This is a genomic window from Roseateles sp. GW821-FHT09B06 (genome assembly GCF_059418245.1).
Window position 1 is genome coordinate 24,784 of the sequence record NZ_JBWKPM010000016.1, and the last position, 13,609, is coordinate 38,392.

A 13,609-nucleotide genomic window follows, 5' to 3' on the forward strand; every position below is an offset into this window, starting at 1 on the left:
CTATCAGCCGCCGCGGCGTCGGACGGCCGGAGGGGACTCGATGTTCGACTGGTTGCAGCGGCATGAGCATGCCGTGGCGCCCGCCATGGCCGAGACGGCCGTAGCGGCGGGTGGTCTGGAGGTGGTGAAGCGCCTGTCGCGCTCCGTGTCGACCCTGGGGCGCGATGCCGCCGAGGTGCGCGGCGTGCTGGAAGACACGCAGAAGATCGTCGAGGCCCAGGGCCAGGCGATGCAGGCCCTCTCGGGCCAGCTCGGCGAGGTGCAGCGGGCGCAGGGGCATATCGGCGACTCCACCCGGCAGACCCGCGAGGCCGTCGAGCGCGCACGCGCCGCGCTGGCGGGCGTCGGCAGCGAGGTCGGCGGCATCGTGCAGACCCTGCGCGAGGTGTCGGATGCGGCCGGCGAGATCACCCAGATCGCCTTGCAGACCCGGTTGGTGGCCTTCAATGCCTCGGTCGAGGCCAAGCGCGCCGGCGAGGCCGGGCGAGGCTTCGGCGTCGTCGCCGACGCGGTCAAGGATCTGGCGGGCAAGGTCGAGGCCTCGTCCAAGTCCATCATCGGATCGATCGCCGCGCTGGATGCGCGCATCGACAACTTCAGTCGCGAGCTGCACAGCAGCGGCGGCGGCGCGGCCGGCGGCAGGAGCAGCAGCATCCACGCGGCATTTGCCGATGTCGAGACCGATGTCGGCCTGATCTCGGCCTCGGCCGAGCAGAGCCGCGCCACCACGGCCAGCCTGAACGAGCGCGCGGCGGTGCTGGAGGCCGAGGTGCGCCAGGCGGTGCAGGGCCTGGCCAAGGCCTTTGCGGTCAGCGACAAGTTCCTGCGCCTGTCGGAAGAGCTGATCGAGCAGATCGCCGAGAGCGGCGTCGAGGTGGACGATTCGCCCTATATCCGCGGCGCCCAGCAGGCCGCCGCCGAGATCGGCGCCCTGCTGGAAGACGCGGTGCGCGACGGGCGCATCCGCCCGGAACAGCTGTTCGACGAGCGTTACCAGGCGATCGCCGGCAGCAATCCGCCACAACACCTGACCCCCTTCAGCGAGCTGGCCGACCGGCTGTTCCCGGCGGTGCAGGAGCGCATGCTGAGTCTGAGCGACAAGGTGGTGTTCTGCATCGCGGTGGACCGCAACGGCTATGTGCCGACGCACAACCGCAAGTATTGCCAGCCGCAGCGCGCCGGCGACCTGGCCTGGAACACCGCCAACAGCCGCTACCGCCGCATCTTCAACGACCGCACGGGCCTGGCCTCGGCGCGCAACCAGCGCCCCTTCCTGCTGCAGACCTACCGCCGCGACATGGGCGGCGGCAAGTTCATCCTGCTGAAGGAAGCCTCGGCGCCGATCACGGTCAACGGCCGCCACTGGGGCGGGCTGCGGCTGGCGTTCAACTTCTGAGGCGGGAGGGCGCAGGCCGTCGCCGGCGCTGCAGATACTCATGCATGACCGGGCCGCGGGCGGATGTTCTGGTTGTGGTGGAAGACGTTGCCGGGGTCGTACCTGGTCTTCACGTCCACCAGCCGGTCGTAGACGCCCTCGCCATACGCCTCGCGGACCCGGCCGGGGTCTTCATCGCCGCCGAGGAAGTTGACGTAGACACCTTCGCGGAACCGGCCGAGGGCGGCGAAGAATCCCTTCGCCCAGGCGATGTCCCGTGCGCCGAAGGCCTCGCCGGGCCGCCATACCGCATCGAGCGTGATCGCGTGCGACGCCTGCCGGTTCCCGAACGCCGTCCCGCCCTCGGCAACCCGGCTCACCGCGCCCCTCAGATGGAACATCGCCACGTACGACCGTGGTGACGCGCAGGTGAACGCGTGCTCGGCGAGCACATCGACGAGCACGTCGCGCAACTCGGGAAGGTGGGTGGACTTCCAGTAGTAGTTCCAGCCGTGGACGACGGTCGAGTCGAGCGCGCGCTGGAATCCCACGTACGGCGTGGGGCCGATCAGGTCGAGCAGGGGGGGCCGGGACGCACGCAGCCGGCCGAGAGCCCGCTCACCGTCCTCGACCGACCCGGCGTAGCAGGTACCGACCATCATCACCGGGCGCCAGTGCAGAGCCGCGGGGATGGCCGGCAGCGGCGGCGCCCTGCCGAACCTCACGACGGTGCCGAGCTCGTCGGGGGCATCGCGCAGGAAATCGCGGTAGACGCGCAGCACCTCCCTGGCGTCGCGCGCGTCCCAGAGGATGGGCCCGGCCAGGACGGTGGGGCCGACGCGGTGAAGGCGGAACTCGAACGAAGTGACCACGCCGAAGTTGCCGCCGCCGCCGCGCAGCGCCCAGAACAGGTCGGGGTGCTCGTCCTCGGACGTTCGCAACAGCTCGCCGTCGGCCGTAACGACATCGGCGGCGAGAAGGTTGTCGACCGTCAGTCCGTACTTGCGCATCAGCCATCCGACGCCACCGCCGAGGGTGAGCCCGGCGACGCCGGTATGGCTCACGATGCCGCCGGTGGTGACCAGCCCGTGCATCTGCGTCTCCTGGTCGACGTCGCCCCACAGCGCACCGCCCTGCACCCAGGCTCTGCGCTGGGCGGGATCGACCCGCACGGCCCGCATCGCCGAGAGGTCGATGACGATGCCGTCGTCGCATACGGCGCTGCCCGCCACGTTGTGGCCTCCGCCCCGAATGGCGATCTCCAGATCGTGGTCGCGGGCGAAACGCACAGACGCGACCACGTCGGCGGTCCCGATGCAGCGGGCGATCAGACGCGGACACCGGTCGATGGCGCCGTTCCACACCGCACGCGCGGTGTCGTAGTCGATGTGGCCGGCATCGATGAGCCGGCCGCGAAAGCCGTGGATTTCAACGGGGGTGGCGGTCGTCGGTGTCATCATGGTGTCCTCCATGGTCGATGGCCCCATCGGACCACCGTGGACTGCGCCCGTAAAGTCAAGAATCTGGACTTCACAGCCGAAGGTGGGCGCGCGACACTGGGACCATGAGGACGTACGGCCAATACTGCCCCATCGCCCGCGGCGCCGAGATCTTCGCCGAGCGCTGGACGCCGCTGATCATCCGCAACCTGCACCTTGGGTGCGGCAGCTTCAGCGAGATCCTGGAGGGCGTGCCCGGACTGTCGCGTACCCTGCTCTCGGAGCGGCTCAAGCAGCTCGAACGGCACCGCATCGTCGAGTCGGCACCCAAGCCCGGCGGGCGCGGGCACCACTACCAGCTCACGTCCGCGGGCCACGAGCTCTTCGCGGTCTGCCAGTCGCTCGGCGAGTGGGGTGCACGTTGGCTCGAGATCGCCCCCGAGAACCTAGACCCGTATGTGGCCCTGTGGTCGATGTGTCACGCGCTGCGCCGAGACCGGCTCCCTGAGCGACGCATCGTCATCCGCTTCGACTTCACCGGTCGCCCGCGCCCCGAGCGCTACTGGCTGCTCATCGAGCTCGGAGACACCGAGATCTGCAAGACCTGCCCGGGCCGCGACGAGGATCTCTACGTCACGGCGCAAGCCGAAGCCTTCGTCCAATGGCACGCCGGCCATCTCAGCTGGGCCCAGGCCACCCGCGAGGGCCGCATCCAACTCCACGGCCCCATGTCGCTCGTCAGAGCCTTCCCCACCTGGAACGCCCGCAGCATGTTCGCCCACATCACACCGGTCGCCCGCACCGACGCGAGCCTTGCGGGCTGACGGCCCGATGAGGACGCCCGCTCCCGCACCGGCTGGAAAAGGTCCGGTCGAGACGGTTCGCCGACGGGCGAGGGTGGCAGCCATTGGCCGCGGGACTGAGCCGCTCGCGCGGGCCGCGCCCGGAAAGGACGGTTCATGGCCGGCAGCGCGAGTTCGCCGCGGCTCCTGGGAGCCGACCCATGGTCCGAACCGGCTCGCACGCCGAGCGGCAGCCTCCTGGCGGTGCGGCAGGCCGAGGCTCTGTCGGCCTTTGCCGTCACCGGCCACGGGCAGCTTCCGGGCTCCCGCCTGGCGTCGCAGCTCGATTCAATCCTTCGGCCCGTCAAGAAAGTTCTGGACAGCGCGGAATAACTGCATGCGGTTTCGTTCCAGCATGATCGAGTGGGTCCCTTCGCCGAGCTCGACGTACTGCTTCGCGGGGGCATTGACGAGCAGCGGGAAGAGCGCCTGAGCCATGTATGACGGCGTGTCGGCGTCCCACTCCCCCTTGACCAGCAGCGTTGGCACCTTGATGGCTGCCGGATCGTAAGGCGGTGTCCATGCGCCCGACGGCTGCACCGTGGGCAAGCCGCCGTTTGGAGCACGCATGACCGCCGGCGACTGCTTCGATCCCCATGGGTCGGTCGCCAAGTTGGCCGCCACCCAGGTCTCGAACCAGCCGCGCGGAACGAGTTGCTCATGCTTGTCTGGCGCTACGCCGGCCAGCCAGCGCGACTTGGCCGCTGCCACATTGACGAGTCGGTACGCCGTCTTCACGTCGGCCCCGCGGGCCGCCAGCGACTCCGACTTGCGCTGCCACACGGGCGCGTACAACACCAGACGATCGACCTTCTCGGCATGCGTGGCCGCGTAGCGTCCCATGACAACGGTGCCCCAGGACCACCCGATCAGATTGATCCGCTCGACCTTGCGCCGACGCAGGATGAAGTTGACGGCGGCGTCGACGTCGTCGACCGCCTCACCCAGCGTGGCGATCGGCGGATTGCGATCCGGCGGTTCAGACATCGCGGCGGGGCGCGTCGACCCGCCATAGCCCCGGACATCGACCAGGTACACGTCGTAGCCGGCCCGGGCGATGAAGTCCATCCACGACAGACTGTCCAGGGAAAGATCGAAAGTCGACTCCGACGGAAACGTGATCCCGTGGACGAAGAGAACGATGCGGCTGGAAGAATACGTCTCGATTCCCGTCGGCCGCTTGTTACGAACGAAGAGTTCGATGCCAGCCGCATTCGACGGCACACGGAATTCTTCGATCGACAGCGCCGGAGGCACCGGAGCCGATGACCCCGTGGCGCATCCGCTCAGCAAGAGGGCAGATAGCATCAGAGGCCATGCAGCGGCGAACGCCGACATCGTGACAACCCGGATGAGCCGTTGGCGCAGGTCATTGAACATGATCGACTCCGGCGGTCAGTGGAGACTTCAATCTGAGCTCGGGAGCTCCGGCCGTCCTGAAATTCAGCGCGCCCGAGCTGAAAAATTCTGAGTAGTGCTGTACTTGGGCACGAGCCCGGGGCAAACTGCGGCACGCAGGCGATCCACCAATGGGCCGGACCGAGGAATTCACAGCCGCGACGTTCCGATTCGACGCCTTCGAGCTCGACGACCAGCGGCGCACGCTGCGGCGTGCGGGGGCGGAGGTTGAACTGCGGCCGTTGGCCTTCGACGCTCTCGTTTGCCTGGTACGCCACGCGGGCCGCGTCGTGACCAAGGACGAGCTGGTTGCCGCGGTCTGGCCGGGACTGGTGGTCACCGATGACTCCATCGCACGTTGCATCAGCGACATCCGGCGCGCGCTGGGTGACGTCGAGCAGAGGATCATCAAAACCGTGCCGCGACGCGGCTACACGCTGGCCGTAGCGGCAACCATGCACGGGCCGGGCATTGCCCAACCCGAGCCAGCCGAACTGGCGGCGGTCGCTGCGGACCGGGTGCCAGTTGCCGCGGCGGCAAGGGAGGGTCCGGCTCGGCCACCCGTGCGAGTGGTCGTGGCAGGTGCGCTTGTGATCGGAGCGCTCGTGGCTACCCTGAGCGTCAGCATGATCTGGGCGCCCCGGGCGGCGCAGCAGAGCGTTCAAGTCGCAGCCGCTCGACCGAGGCTGTCGATCGTGGTGCTGCCGCTGGCGAGTGATGGCGGCAGCCCGGCCCAGGACCGCCTGGCCGCCGCACTCACCGACGAGATCACGGTCGACCTGTCGCGCATTCCAGAGACATTCGTGATCGCACGTGCCACAGCGGACAGCTACCGTGGCCGCAGCGTCGACGCGCGTCAGGTGGGCCGCGAACTCGGCGTACGCTACGTGCTCGACGGCGGCCTGGTGCGCTTGGGCGACGCGGTGCGGCTGACCCTGCAGCTCATCGACAGCGAGACCGGGCGCGTCCTGTGGTCAGATCGCATCGAGGGCGAGCTGCCCGATCTTCCTGCGCTGTACCACCGAGTCACCGGAACGGTGGCGAGGTCGCTGGACCTGACGCTGCAGGAAGTGGAAACTTCGCGTGCGCGAGCGCAACCCGGTGCCGACTTGCAGGACCTGTTGCTTCAGGCGCGGTGGCTGCTGCAGTTCAACCGGACGACGCCTGACTCCCTGCAGCAGGCGCGCCAGTTGCTCGAAAAGGTGAGCGCACGCGACCCGGGGTCGGCGCTCGCCTTCGCGCTGCTGGCACAGACCTACAACTACGACGTGTCGCAGCGCTGGCTGAGTCTGCGCGGTGCGACGCGCGAGCAGTGGCTGCAACAGGCCGACAGGCTCTCGGAGAAAGCCTTCCAACTGGATCATGCCGATGCACGTGTCGTCGGAGTGCGCGGTACGACGCTCGCTCTTGCCGGTCGCTCCGGGCAGGCGGTGGAGTTGCTCGAGCGACAGATCGGGCTCAACCGCAACGATGCAAGTGCCTGGTTCTGGCTCGGTTATGCCCGTTGCACGCTCGGCCGGCAGGATGAGGCTATCGCCGCTCTCGAGCAGGCCCGGCGGCTCAGTCCGCGCGATCCGAATCTCAACGGCATCTTCGTCGTCACCGCGGCGGCACATCTATACCTGGGTCGCGATCGCGAGGCGCTTGAATGGGCGCGGCGCTCGGTGCTCGAGCGGCCTCAGCACGCGGTGGCTCATTCGTGGGTCGCCGCGGCGGCGGCGAACCTTGGCGAGACGGAGACCGCGCGCGCCGCGCTGGACGAGTTCAAGGAGCGGCTGCCCTCGTACACGATTTCGTCGTTCCGCAATGAGCGGCTGTGCGCCAACGATCTCTGTCGCAGCCAGCGCGAGCGCTACTACGCTGGGCTGGCGAAGGCTGGGCTGCCCGAATAAGTCACCTTCGCGCTGCGTGATCCTTTGTCGGATGGCCCGCCACCGCCTCACGGCGCCACGCAGGCCTTGTTCTTCCCCGTGTGCTTGGCCTCGTACAGCGCCACGTCGGCGCGGTCCAGCGCCACTTCCAGCGTCTCGCCGGGCCGGTAGACCGTGACGCCGGCCGAGAAGGTGACGAACACGTCCTTGCCCTCGTGCATGAACAGGGCCTTGGTGAGCGCGCGCTGCAGCCGGGTCAGCACCTGTTGGGCCTCGTCGAGCGGGGTGCGCGGCAGCATCAGCACGAACTCTTCGCCGCCATAGCGGGCCATCATGTCGCCCGGCCGCAGCAGGGCCGAGACCTGCTCGGCCAGCGACCTCAGCGCCATGTCGCCGGCCGCATGGCCCAGCGAGTCGTTGAGCTTCTTGAAGTTGTCGATGTCCAGCAGGGCCAGGGCGAGCCGGCTGTCGTCGCGCTCCTGCTTGGCCTGCTCGATGCCGAAGGCCGCGATCAGGCCGCGCCGGTTGGCGATCTGGGTCAGCTGGTCGGTCTGCACCTCGTCCGAGAGGCGCTTGAGTTCGCCCTCCAGCTCGTCGACCCGGCGCGTCAGCGCGCCGGCACGCTCATGCTCGGTGGACAGGCGCGTCTGGGTCTGCTGCACCAGGGCCTGGACGCTGCGGCTCTCTTCCACCATCTCGCGCACCACGCCGGCCAGGCTCTCCAGGCTGTCGGCCTTCTCGACCACCTCGGCATAGCGGCCCACGCTGCTCTGGAAGCGGTCGGTGTGCTGGCCCAGCTCGCCCAGTTCGCCCAGCATCTTGTGGATCAGCGACTTCAGCGAGTCGCGCGCCTTGCTGCGCTCGTCGCGCAGCTGGCGCTGACGCTGACGCGTGTTGCCGAGCAGCTCGGACACCGAGCGCACGCCGCGTGCCGACAGCCCCAGCTCCAGCGTGTTGTTCATGGCCTCGCATTGGCCGCGCGCCCAGGACTCGTCCTCGGCCAGGTCCACCAGGCTGGCGCTCAGCTCGCGGCACAGCTCGCCGAGTTCGCCGAACAGATGCTGGCGGTGGTCCAGCAGGCGCCGCGCGCGCTGGCACAACTGCTCCATCGCGGCGGCGCGGGGAGCGTCGGCGCCCTGGCTGTGCAGCTCGTCCTGGGCCGCCTGCAGATCGGCCAGCAGGTCGGCCACCACGCCGTCGGCCGGCTCCGGCGCGCGCAGCGCATGGCCGACCGTGCCCTGCAGGCTGGCGCCGATGCTGCGCCAGGCCTGCAGCTGCGCGCCGTCGTCGGGCCGGGCCCCGGGCAAGGCCGCCGCGGTCTGTTCCAGGTCGGCGGCGAACTCGCTGTGGGTGAAGAACTGGCTGGGCGTGCCGCCGGACTCCGCCTCGGCACCGTCGAACTGGGTGTCGATGTCGGCATCGGCCACGTCGCCGTCCCAGTTCTGCAGCAGCTGGCGCAGCCGGCCCAGCAGGCGCTGGGTATCGCTGCGGTTGCTGGACAGCACGCGCTGCAGGCCGTCCTTCTTGCGCGCGATGGTCCATTGCCGCCCGCCGCGCTCAAGCCCGCGCACCAGGCGCTCGACGGTGTCGGCCATGGCCTCGGCCTGGGCCGCGGGTCCGTCGGTCTGCTGCAGCTTCTCGAGCCGCCGCGCCGCCTCGTCCCAGCGCGCCTCGCGTACCAGCCCGCCGATCTCCAGCCGGCTCTGGGCATCGCCGATGCTCAGGCGCATCAGGCGGTTCATCAGGGCCTGGGCCGGCTCCGGCAGCGTCGCCGCCGGGGCGCTCTGACCGGCTTCGGCGGCATAGGCGGCGCTGTAGTTCTCCGGTGTGGGCTCCTGGCGCGACAGCGCCAGCCGGCGCAGTGCGGCCTTGGCAAGCTGGGCCGGCGTGGCGGCTCCGGAGGGGGGCGCAGAGTGGCGTTGTTGTTCGTCCATGCAGGGCCGCCCTCAGCGCAGCACGCCGCCGGGGCGAATGCCGCTCGGGGTCTGCAGCGGCGCGCCGTTGTCGGCGTTGGCCTGGGCGATCCAGGGCGCCTTGCGCGGCAGCACGGTCTGGGCCAGCCAGCGTTCCAGTTCCTCGGGCGGCAGCGGCTTGCTGAACAGGAAGCCCTGCATCACGCTGCAGCCCAGGCGGTGCAGCACCTCCATCTGGCGCAGGGTTTCGACGCCCTCGGCGATCACGCGCAGCCCCAGCGAGCGGGCCAGCGCGATGATGGCGGTGACGACCGCCGAGCTCTGCGGCGTGATGCCCAGATCCCGCACGAAGCTGCGGTCGATCTTCACCTCCGAGATCGGCAGCGTGGTCAGATAGGCCAGCGAGGAATAGCCGGTGCCGAAGTCGTCGATCGAGATCTCGACGCCCACCTCGTTGAGCCGGTGCAGCGAGGGGATCACGTTCTGCAGATCCTTCATCAGGCCGGTCTCGGTGATCTCCAGCTGGATCGCGCGGTGTGGCACGCCGTAGGCGCTGACGCATTGATGGATATGCTCGACCAGGTCGGAACGCTCGAACAGCCGGTTCGGCAGGTTCACCGCGATCGAATCGGAGAAGCCGAAGTTCAGCTGCCAGACCTTGGCCTGGCGCGCCGCCTCGCGCAGCGCCCATTCGGACAGCGGCACGATCAGGCCGGTCTCCTCGGCCAGCGGGATGAAGTCGCCCGGCGGCACCAGGGTGTTGCCGCGCTGCCAGCGCATCAGCGCCTCGGCGCCCACCATGCGGGCCGCGCGCACGTCGATCTTGGGCTGGTAGTGCAGCACCAGCTCGCCGCGCTCGATGGCCTTGTGCAGCGCGCTTTCCAGCTCCAGGTTCTCGCGCCCGCGGCCGGCCAGCTGCGGCGTGTAGAGGGCCGAGGCATTGCGGCCCTGGCTCTTGACCGCGTACATCGCGACGTCGGAGTTGCGCAGCAGGTCGGCCATCGTCAGGCCGTCGCGCGGGTAGATCGCGATGCCCACGCTGGCGGTGACGAAGCATTCCTGGCCGGCGATGAAGATCGGCTCGCGCAGCGCGTCCAGCACGCGCTGGGCGACGCGCTCGGCATCGCGCTCGTCCATCACCTCGGGCAGCAGGGCGACGAACTCGTCGCCGCCCAGCCGGCCCACGGCCTCCAGGGTGCGGTGCGAGCGCCCGCCCACCGACTCCAGCATGCCCTCGATGACCTGGTCGGAGTGGCGCACGCAGCCGCGCAGGCGCCGCCCCACCTCGATCAGCAGCTCGTCGCCGGCGGCATGGCCCAGGGTGTCGTTGATGATCTTGAAGCGGTCCAGGTCGATCAGCAGCAGGCCGACCTCGTGGCCCATGCGGCGGGCCTGTTCGATCGCGCGCTCGGTGCGCCAGATCAGCTGGCGGCGGTTCGGCAGGCCGGTGAGGGCGTCGAAATTGGCGAGCTGGCGGATCCGGTCCTCGGCCATGCGGCGATCGGTGACGTCCTGCAGCACGCCGGTGTAGCCGCTGGCATTGCCATGCTCGTTGAATTCGGGCTCGGCCTCGACGTGGATGACGCGCTGACGCCCGTCCAGCAGGGTCACCGACAGGTCGGTCACCAGCACCGAGTTGTGGGCGATCACGTCGCGCAGCAGGTGCAGGAAGAGCTTGCGCTCCTCGCGCGGCACCATGCGCATCGCGCCGATGAAGTCCAGGGTCTCATGGTTGCCCAGGCCGAACACGCGCAGCGCCTCGGCTGCCAAGGTGAAGCCGCCCGAGCCGCGGTGCCACTCGAAACTCCCCATGCGTGCCAGGTCTTGCGCGCGCGCCAGCCGGGCCTTGCTGCGCTCCAGCTCGATGCGGGTGCGCGAGCTGCGCAGCAGATAGCGCAGGCGGCCCGCCAGCAGGCTCCACTGGGTGGACTTGACGAAAAAGTCGGTGGCGCCCACCTGGTAGGCGCGGTTGATCGAGGCCTCGTCGTCCAGGCCGGTCAGCATCAGCACCGGGGTGGACTCGAAGCCGGGCAGCTCGCGCAGCAGGCGGCAGGTGTCGAAGCCGTCCAGCTCCGGCATCATCGCGTCGAGCACGATCACGTCCGGACTCCACTCGGCCATCATGCGCAGCGCCGCCTCGCCGCTGGTGGCTTCGGTGATGTCGAAGCCACGCTCGCGCAGCGCGATCGCGGTCAGCAGCAGGTTGACCTCGTCGTCATCGACCAGCAGCACCCGGGGCTGCTCGGGCAGGTCGCTGTCCAGATTTTGACTTGCAGCTGTCATCAGGGGTTCGCCAAAAGCTCGTTCAAGGCCATGCGCACCAGCGCCAGTTCATCATGCATGCCGTCCAGCAGATTGTCCAAACCCTGCGTCTGGCCTGCACGCGCCATGGCCTCTATATCGGCACAGTATTGCGACAGCTTCAGCGCCCCGAGGCTGGCCGCCGACGATTTTAGGGTGTGGGCCACATGACGCACCGCGGCCAGGTCGAACCCCTGCTGGCCATCCTGGCCGCGTGCCTGGGCCAGTTCGGGCAGCAGCCGGTCCAGCGATTTCAGGAAGGCCGCGACCACGCGCTGCAGCAGCTGGTTGTTGCCGCCGGGATCGAGCTCGCGCAGCCGGGCAATGGCCAGGTTGTCCAGCTGGGCGCCGGGCGGCGGCGGAGCGGGCGGGGCTGGGGGCAGAATTGACATGGTGTTCGCGTCGTGTGATGGCGGCCGGCCAGGCGGGCCTGCCGATCCGTCCCTCGGTTCGATCTTGGCACTATTGTCGGCCGGGATATGGCGAGCCAGGATCTCCTGCAGCTGGCTCAGGCGAAAAGGTTTGGGCAAATAGTCATCAAAACCATGGCGGCGCAGGCGCTGCTCGTCGCCGCCCAAGGCGTTGGCCGTGACCGCGAGCACCGGGGTGTCGGGCGGGCAGACCAGGGGCAGGGCCGGGGTGGCGCCGTGCCGGAACAGGCTCAGGGCCTGCATGCCGTCCATCCCCGGCATGTGGATGTCCATCATCACCAGGTCGAATCGCTGTTCGCACAAGGCCTGCAGGCCGCTGGCGGCATCGGCGCAGACCCGGCTGCGGTAGCCCAGCCGGGCCAGCATCTCGGCGCTGACCTGCTGGTTCACCGGGTTGTCCTCCACCACCAGGATCAGGGCCGGGGTGCGCGCCGGATCGGTGGCCGCCGGCTCGGTGCCGAGCGGCAGGCTCAGCGTGAAGCAGGAGCCCTGCCGGGGTCGGCTTTCGGCGCTCAGGATGCCGCCCATCAGCCGCACCAGCTCGCCCGTCAGGGCCAGGCCCAGGCCGGTGCCGTCCTGCCGGCGCGACAGGCTGGCATTGCCCTGGGTGAAGGGCTTGAGCAGGCGCGGCAGCTCGTCCTCGGCGATGCCGATGCCGGTGTCGCTGACGCTGAATTGCAGGCGGGACTCGCGGCGCATCAGCGCCAGCCGGACCTCGCCGCGTTCGGTGAACTTCAGGGCATTGCCCAGCAGTTCCTCCAGCACCTGGCGCAGGCGCCGCGCATCGCCGAACCACTGCGGCGGCAGCTCGTCGGCGCAGTCCAGGTGCAGGCTCAGGCCCTTGGCCGCGGCCCGCGGCGCCAGGGCCCGCAGGCAGTCGGCCGCCAGCGCGGCGGGCTCGAAGGGCGCTTCCTGCAGCTGCAGGCGGCCGGCCTGGGCGCTGGCGAAGTCCAGCACCGCATCCACCAGGCCCAGCAGGTCCTGGGCCGAGCGGTAGGCCGCCTCGGCATAGCGGCGCTGCGGCGGCACCAGCTCGGTGCCCAGCAGCAGCTCGGTCATGCCCAGCATGCCGTTGATCGGGGTGCGGAGCTCGTGGCTCATATTGGCCATGAACTCGCTCTTGGCCAGGCTGGCCGCCTCGGCCTGGTCGCGCGCCAGGGCCAGGTCGCGGTGGCGCTGCTGCTCGTCGCTGATGTCGGCCAGCAGGCCGTAGACCAGGGTCTGGCCGTTCGGATGGAGCTGCGGGCGGCAGCGCAGCCGCACCCAGCGCAGGCCCTTGCCGGGATGCTGGATGCGCAGCGCCATGTCGCTGGCCTCGCCCTGGGCCTGGGCCAGCAGGCGGCGCGCATAGAGCTCGCGGTCCTCGGGGTGGATGCGCTGCTCGAACAGGCGGGGTCCCTGCGCCAGGTCGGAGGGCGACAGGCCCAGCAGCTCGGGCAGCAGCGGCGAGCTGAAATGCAGGCGGTCCCAGGCCGGTGTAGTGACGAACAGACATTCGCTGACCGCCTCGGTGACCTCGCGAAAGCGCGTGTCGCTTTCCTGCAGCGCGCGTTCCAGCTGGCGCTGCGCGCTGCCGTCCTGCAGGGTCAGCACGCCGGCCGGCCGGCGCAGGCCCGACCAGGCGATCAGGCTGCGCTGCAGCAGCAGCCAGCGCTGGCCCTGCGGTGTGGGCAGCCACAGACCCTCGCGCGCCGCATGGCGGCCGGTCTCGAGCGCACGCCAGCGCGCCGGTTGGCAGAGCGCGGCCAGCGGTCCCGGCAGCAGCTCGCTGGCGTCGCGCCCGAGCAGCTGACCGCGGCGCAGGCCCAGTAGGCGCTCGGCCTCGCGGTTCAGATGGAGCAGGCGCGCATGGACGGTGTCCATCACCAGCAGGGCCGTGGGCAACTGGTCGGTCAGCGACTGCACGTCGCCGGCCGACAGCAGGGCCGGCCAGCCGGGCGTGGCTTCGCTGCCGGACTCTTCGGGGTTCGGTGCGTCGGGCATCAGCGCGGTCATCGGCGTGCTCACGGGCGCGCCTGTGTGGCTTTCATGCCAGACAT

Annotated in this window: 8 protein-coding genes; 3 read left to right on the plus strand and 5 right to left on the minus strand. The window is 69.8% G+C overall.

Translation table 11 applies throughout. The features are described from left to right. Positions 1 to 40 precede the first annotated feature (40 nt). Entirely contained in the window at positions 41 to 1,396 is a 1,356-nt protein-coding gene (locus AC07OQ_RS14880) for a methyl-accepting chemotaxis protein (RefSeq protein WP_495053911.1), read from the plus strand. A gap of 38 nt (positions 1,397 to 1,434) precedes the next feature. On the opposite strand, the gene AC07OQ_RS14885 is transcribed toward AC07OQ_RS14880, so the two are convergent. Further along, positions 1,435 to 2,835 (minus strand): FAD-binding oxidoreductase, encoded by a 1,401-nt coding sequence (locus tag AC07OQ_RS14885; protein WP_495053912.1) that lies wholly within the window; start codon positions 2,833 to 2,835, stop codon positions 1,435 to 1,437. Positions 2,836 to 2,939: 104 nt separating this feature from the next. On the opposite strand from AC07OQ_RS14885, the gene AC07OQ_RS14890 reads away from it, so the two are divergent. Beyond that, positions 2,940 to 3,638 (plus strand): winged helix-turn-helix transcriptional regulator, encoded by a 699-nt coding sequence (locus tag AC07OQ_RS14890; RefSeq protein ID WP_495053913.1) that lies wholly within the window; start codon positions 2,940 to 2,942, stop codon positions 3,636 to 3,638. A 306-nt stretch (positions 3,639 to 3,944) separates the two neighbouring features. Here AC07OQ_RS14890 and AC07OQ_RS14895 read toward each other — a convergent pair whose 3' ends face one another. After that, positions 3,945 to 5,036 (minus strand): alpha/beta hydrolase, encoded by a 1,092-nt coding sequence (locus AC07OQ_RS14895; RefSeq protein ID WP_495053914.1) that lies wholly within the window; start codon positions 5,034 to 5,036, stop codon positions 3,945 to 3,947. 149 nt (positions 5,037 to 5,185) lie between these two features. Between AC07OQ_RS14895 and AC07OQ_RS14900 the strand changes: the two genes are divergently transcribed. Then, entirely contained in the window at positions 5,186 to 6,946 is a 1,761-nt protein-coding gene (locus tag AC07OQ_RS14900; protein WP_495053915.1) for a winged helix-turn-helix domain-containing tetratricopeptide repeat protein, read from the plus strand. Positions 6,947 to 6,993: 47 nt separating this feature from the next. On the opposite strand, the gene AC07OQ_RS14905 is transcribed toward AC07OQ_RS14900, so the two are convergent. The 3 genes from AC07OQ_RS14905 to AC07OQ_RS14915 are packed head-to-tail and all read right to left on the minus strand — an operon-like array spanning position 6,994 to position 13,577. Continuing rightward, positions 6,994 to 8,859 (minus strand): GGDEF domain-containing protein, encoded by a 1,866-nt coding sequence (locus AC07OQ_RS14905; protein ID WP_495053916.1) that lies wholly within the window; start codon positions 8,857 to 8,859, stop codon positions 6,994 to 6,996. Between the two features lie 12 nt (positions 8,860 to 8,871). Next, positions 8,872 to 11,121, minus strand: coding sequence for a putative bifunctional diguanylate cyclase/phosphodiesterase (locus AC07OQ_RS14910; RefSeq protein WP_495053917.1), 2,250 nt, complete (start codon positions 11,119 to 11,121; stop codon positions 8,872 to 8,874). After that, on the minus strand, positions 11,121 to 13,577 hold the full coding sequence (locus tag AC07OQ_RS14915) for a hybrid sensor histidine kinase/response regulator (protein WP_495053918.1): 2,457 nt from the start codon (positions 13,575 to 13,577) through the stop codon (positions 11,121 to 11,123). Before AC07OQ_RS14915 ends, AC07OQ_RS14910 begins: the two co-directional genes overlap by 1 nt. Positions 13,578 to 13,609: the final 32 nt, after the last annotated feature.

Coding starts and splice junctions, on each gene's coding strand:
- AC07OQ_RS14885 (WP_495053912.1), bottom strand. CDS start 2,835: ATGATGACACCGACGACCGCCACCCCCGTTGAAATCCACGGCTTTCGC.
- AC07OQ_RS14890 (WP_495053913.1), top strand. CDS start 2,940: ATGAGGACGTACGGCCAATACTGCCCCATCGCCCGCGGCGCCGAGATC.
- AC07OQ_RS14905 (WP_495053916.1), bottom strand. CDS start 8,859: ATGGACGAACAACAACGCCACTCTGCGCCCCCCTCCGGAGCCGCCACG.
- AC07OQ_RS14900 (WP_495053915.1), top strand. CDS start 5,186: ATGGGCCGGACCGAGGAATTCACAGCCGCGACGTTCCGATTCGACGCC.
- AC07OQ_RS14910 (WP_495053917.1), bottom strand. CDS start 11,121: ATGACAGCTGCAAGTCAAAATCTGGACAGCGACCTGCCCGAGCAGCCC.
- AC07OQ_RS14880 (WP_495053911.1), top strand. CDS start 41: ATGTTCGACTGGTTGCAGCGGCATGAGCATGCCGTGGCGCCCGCCATG.
- AC07OQ_RS14895 (WP_495053914.1), bottom strand. CDS start 5,036: ATGTTCAATGACCTGCGCCAACGGCTCATCCGGGTTGTCACGATGTCG.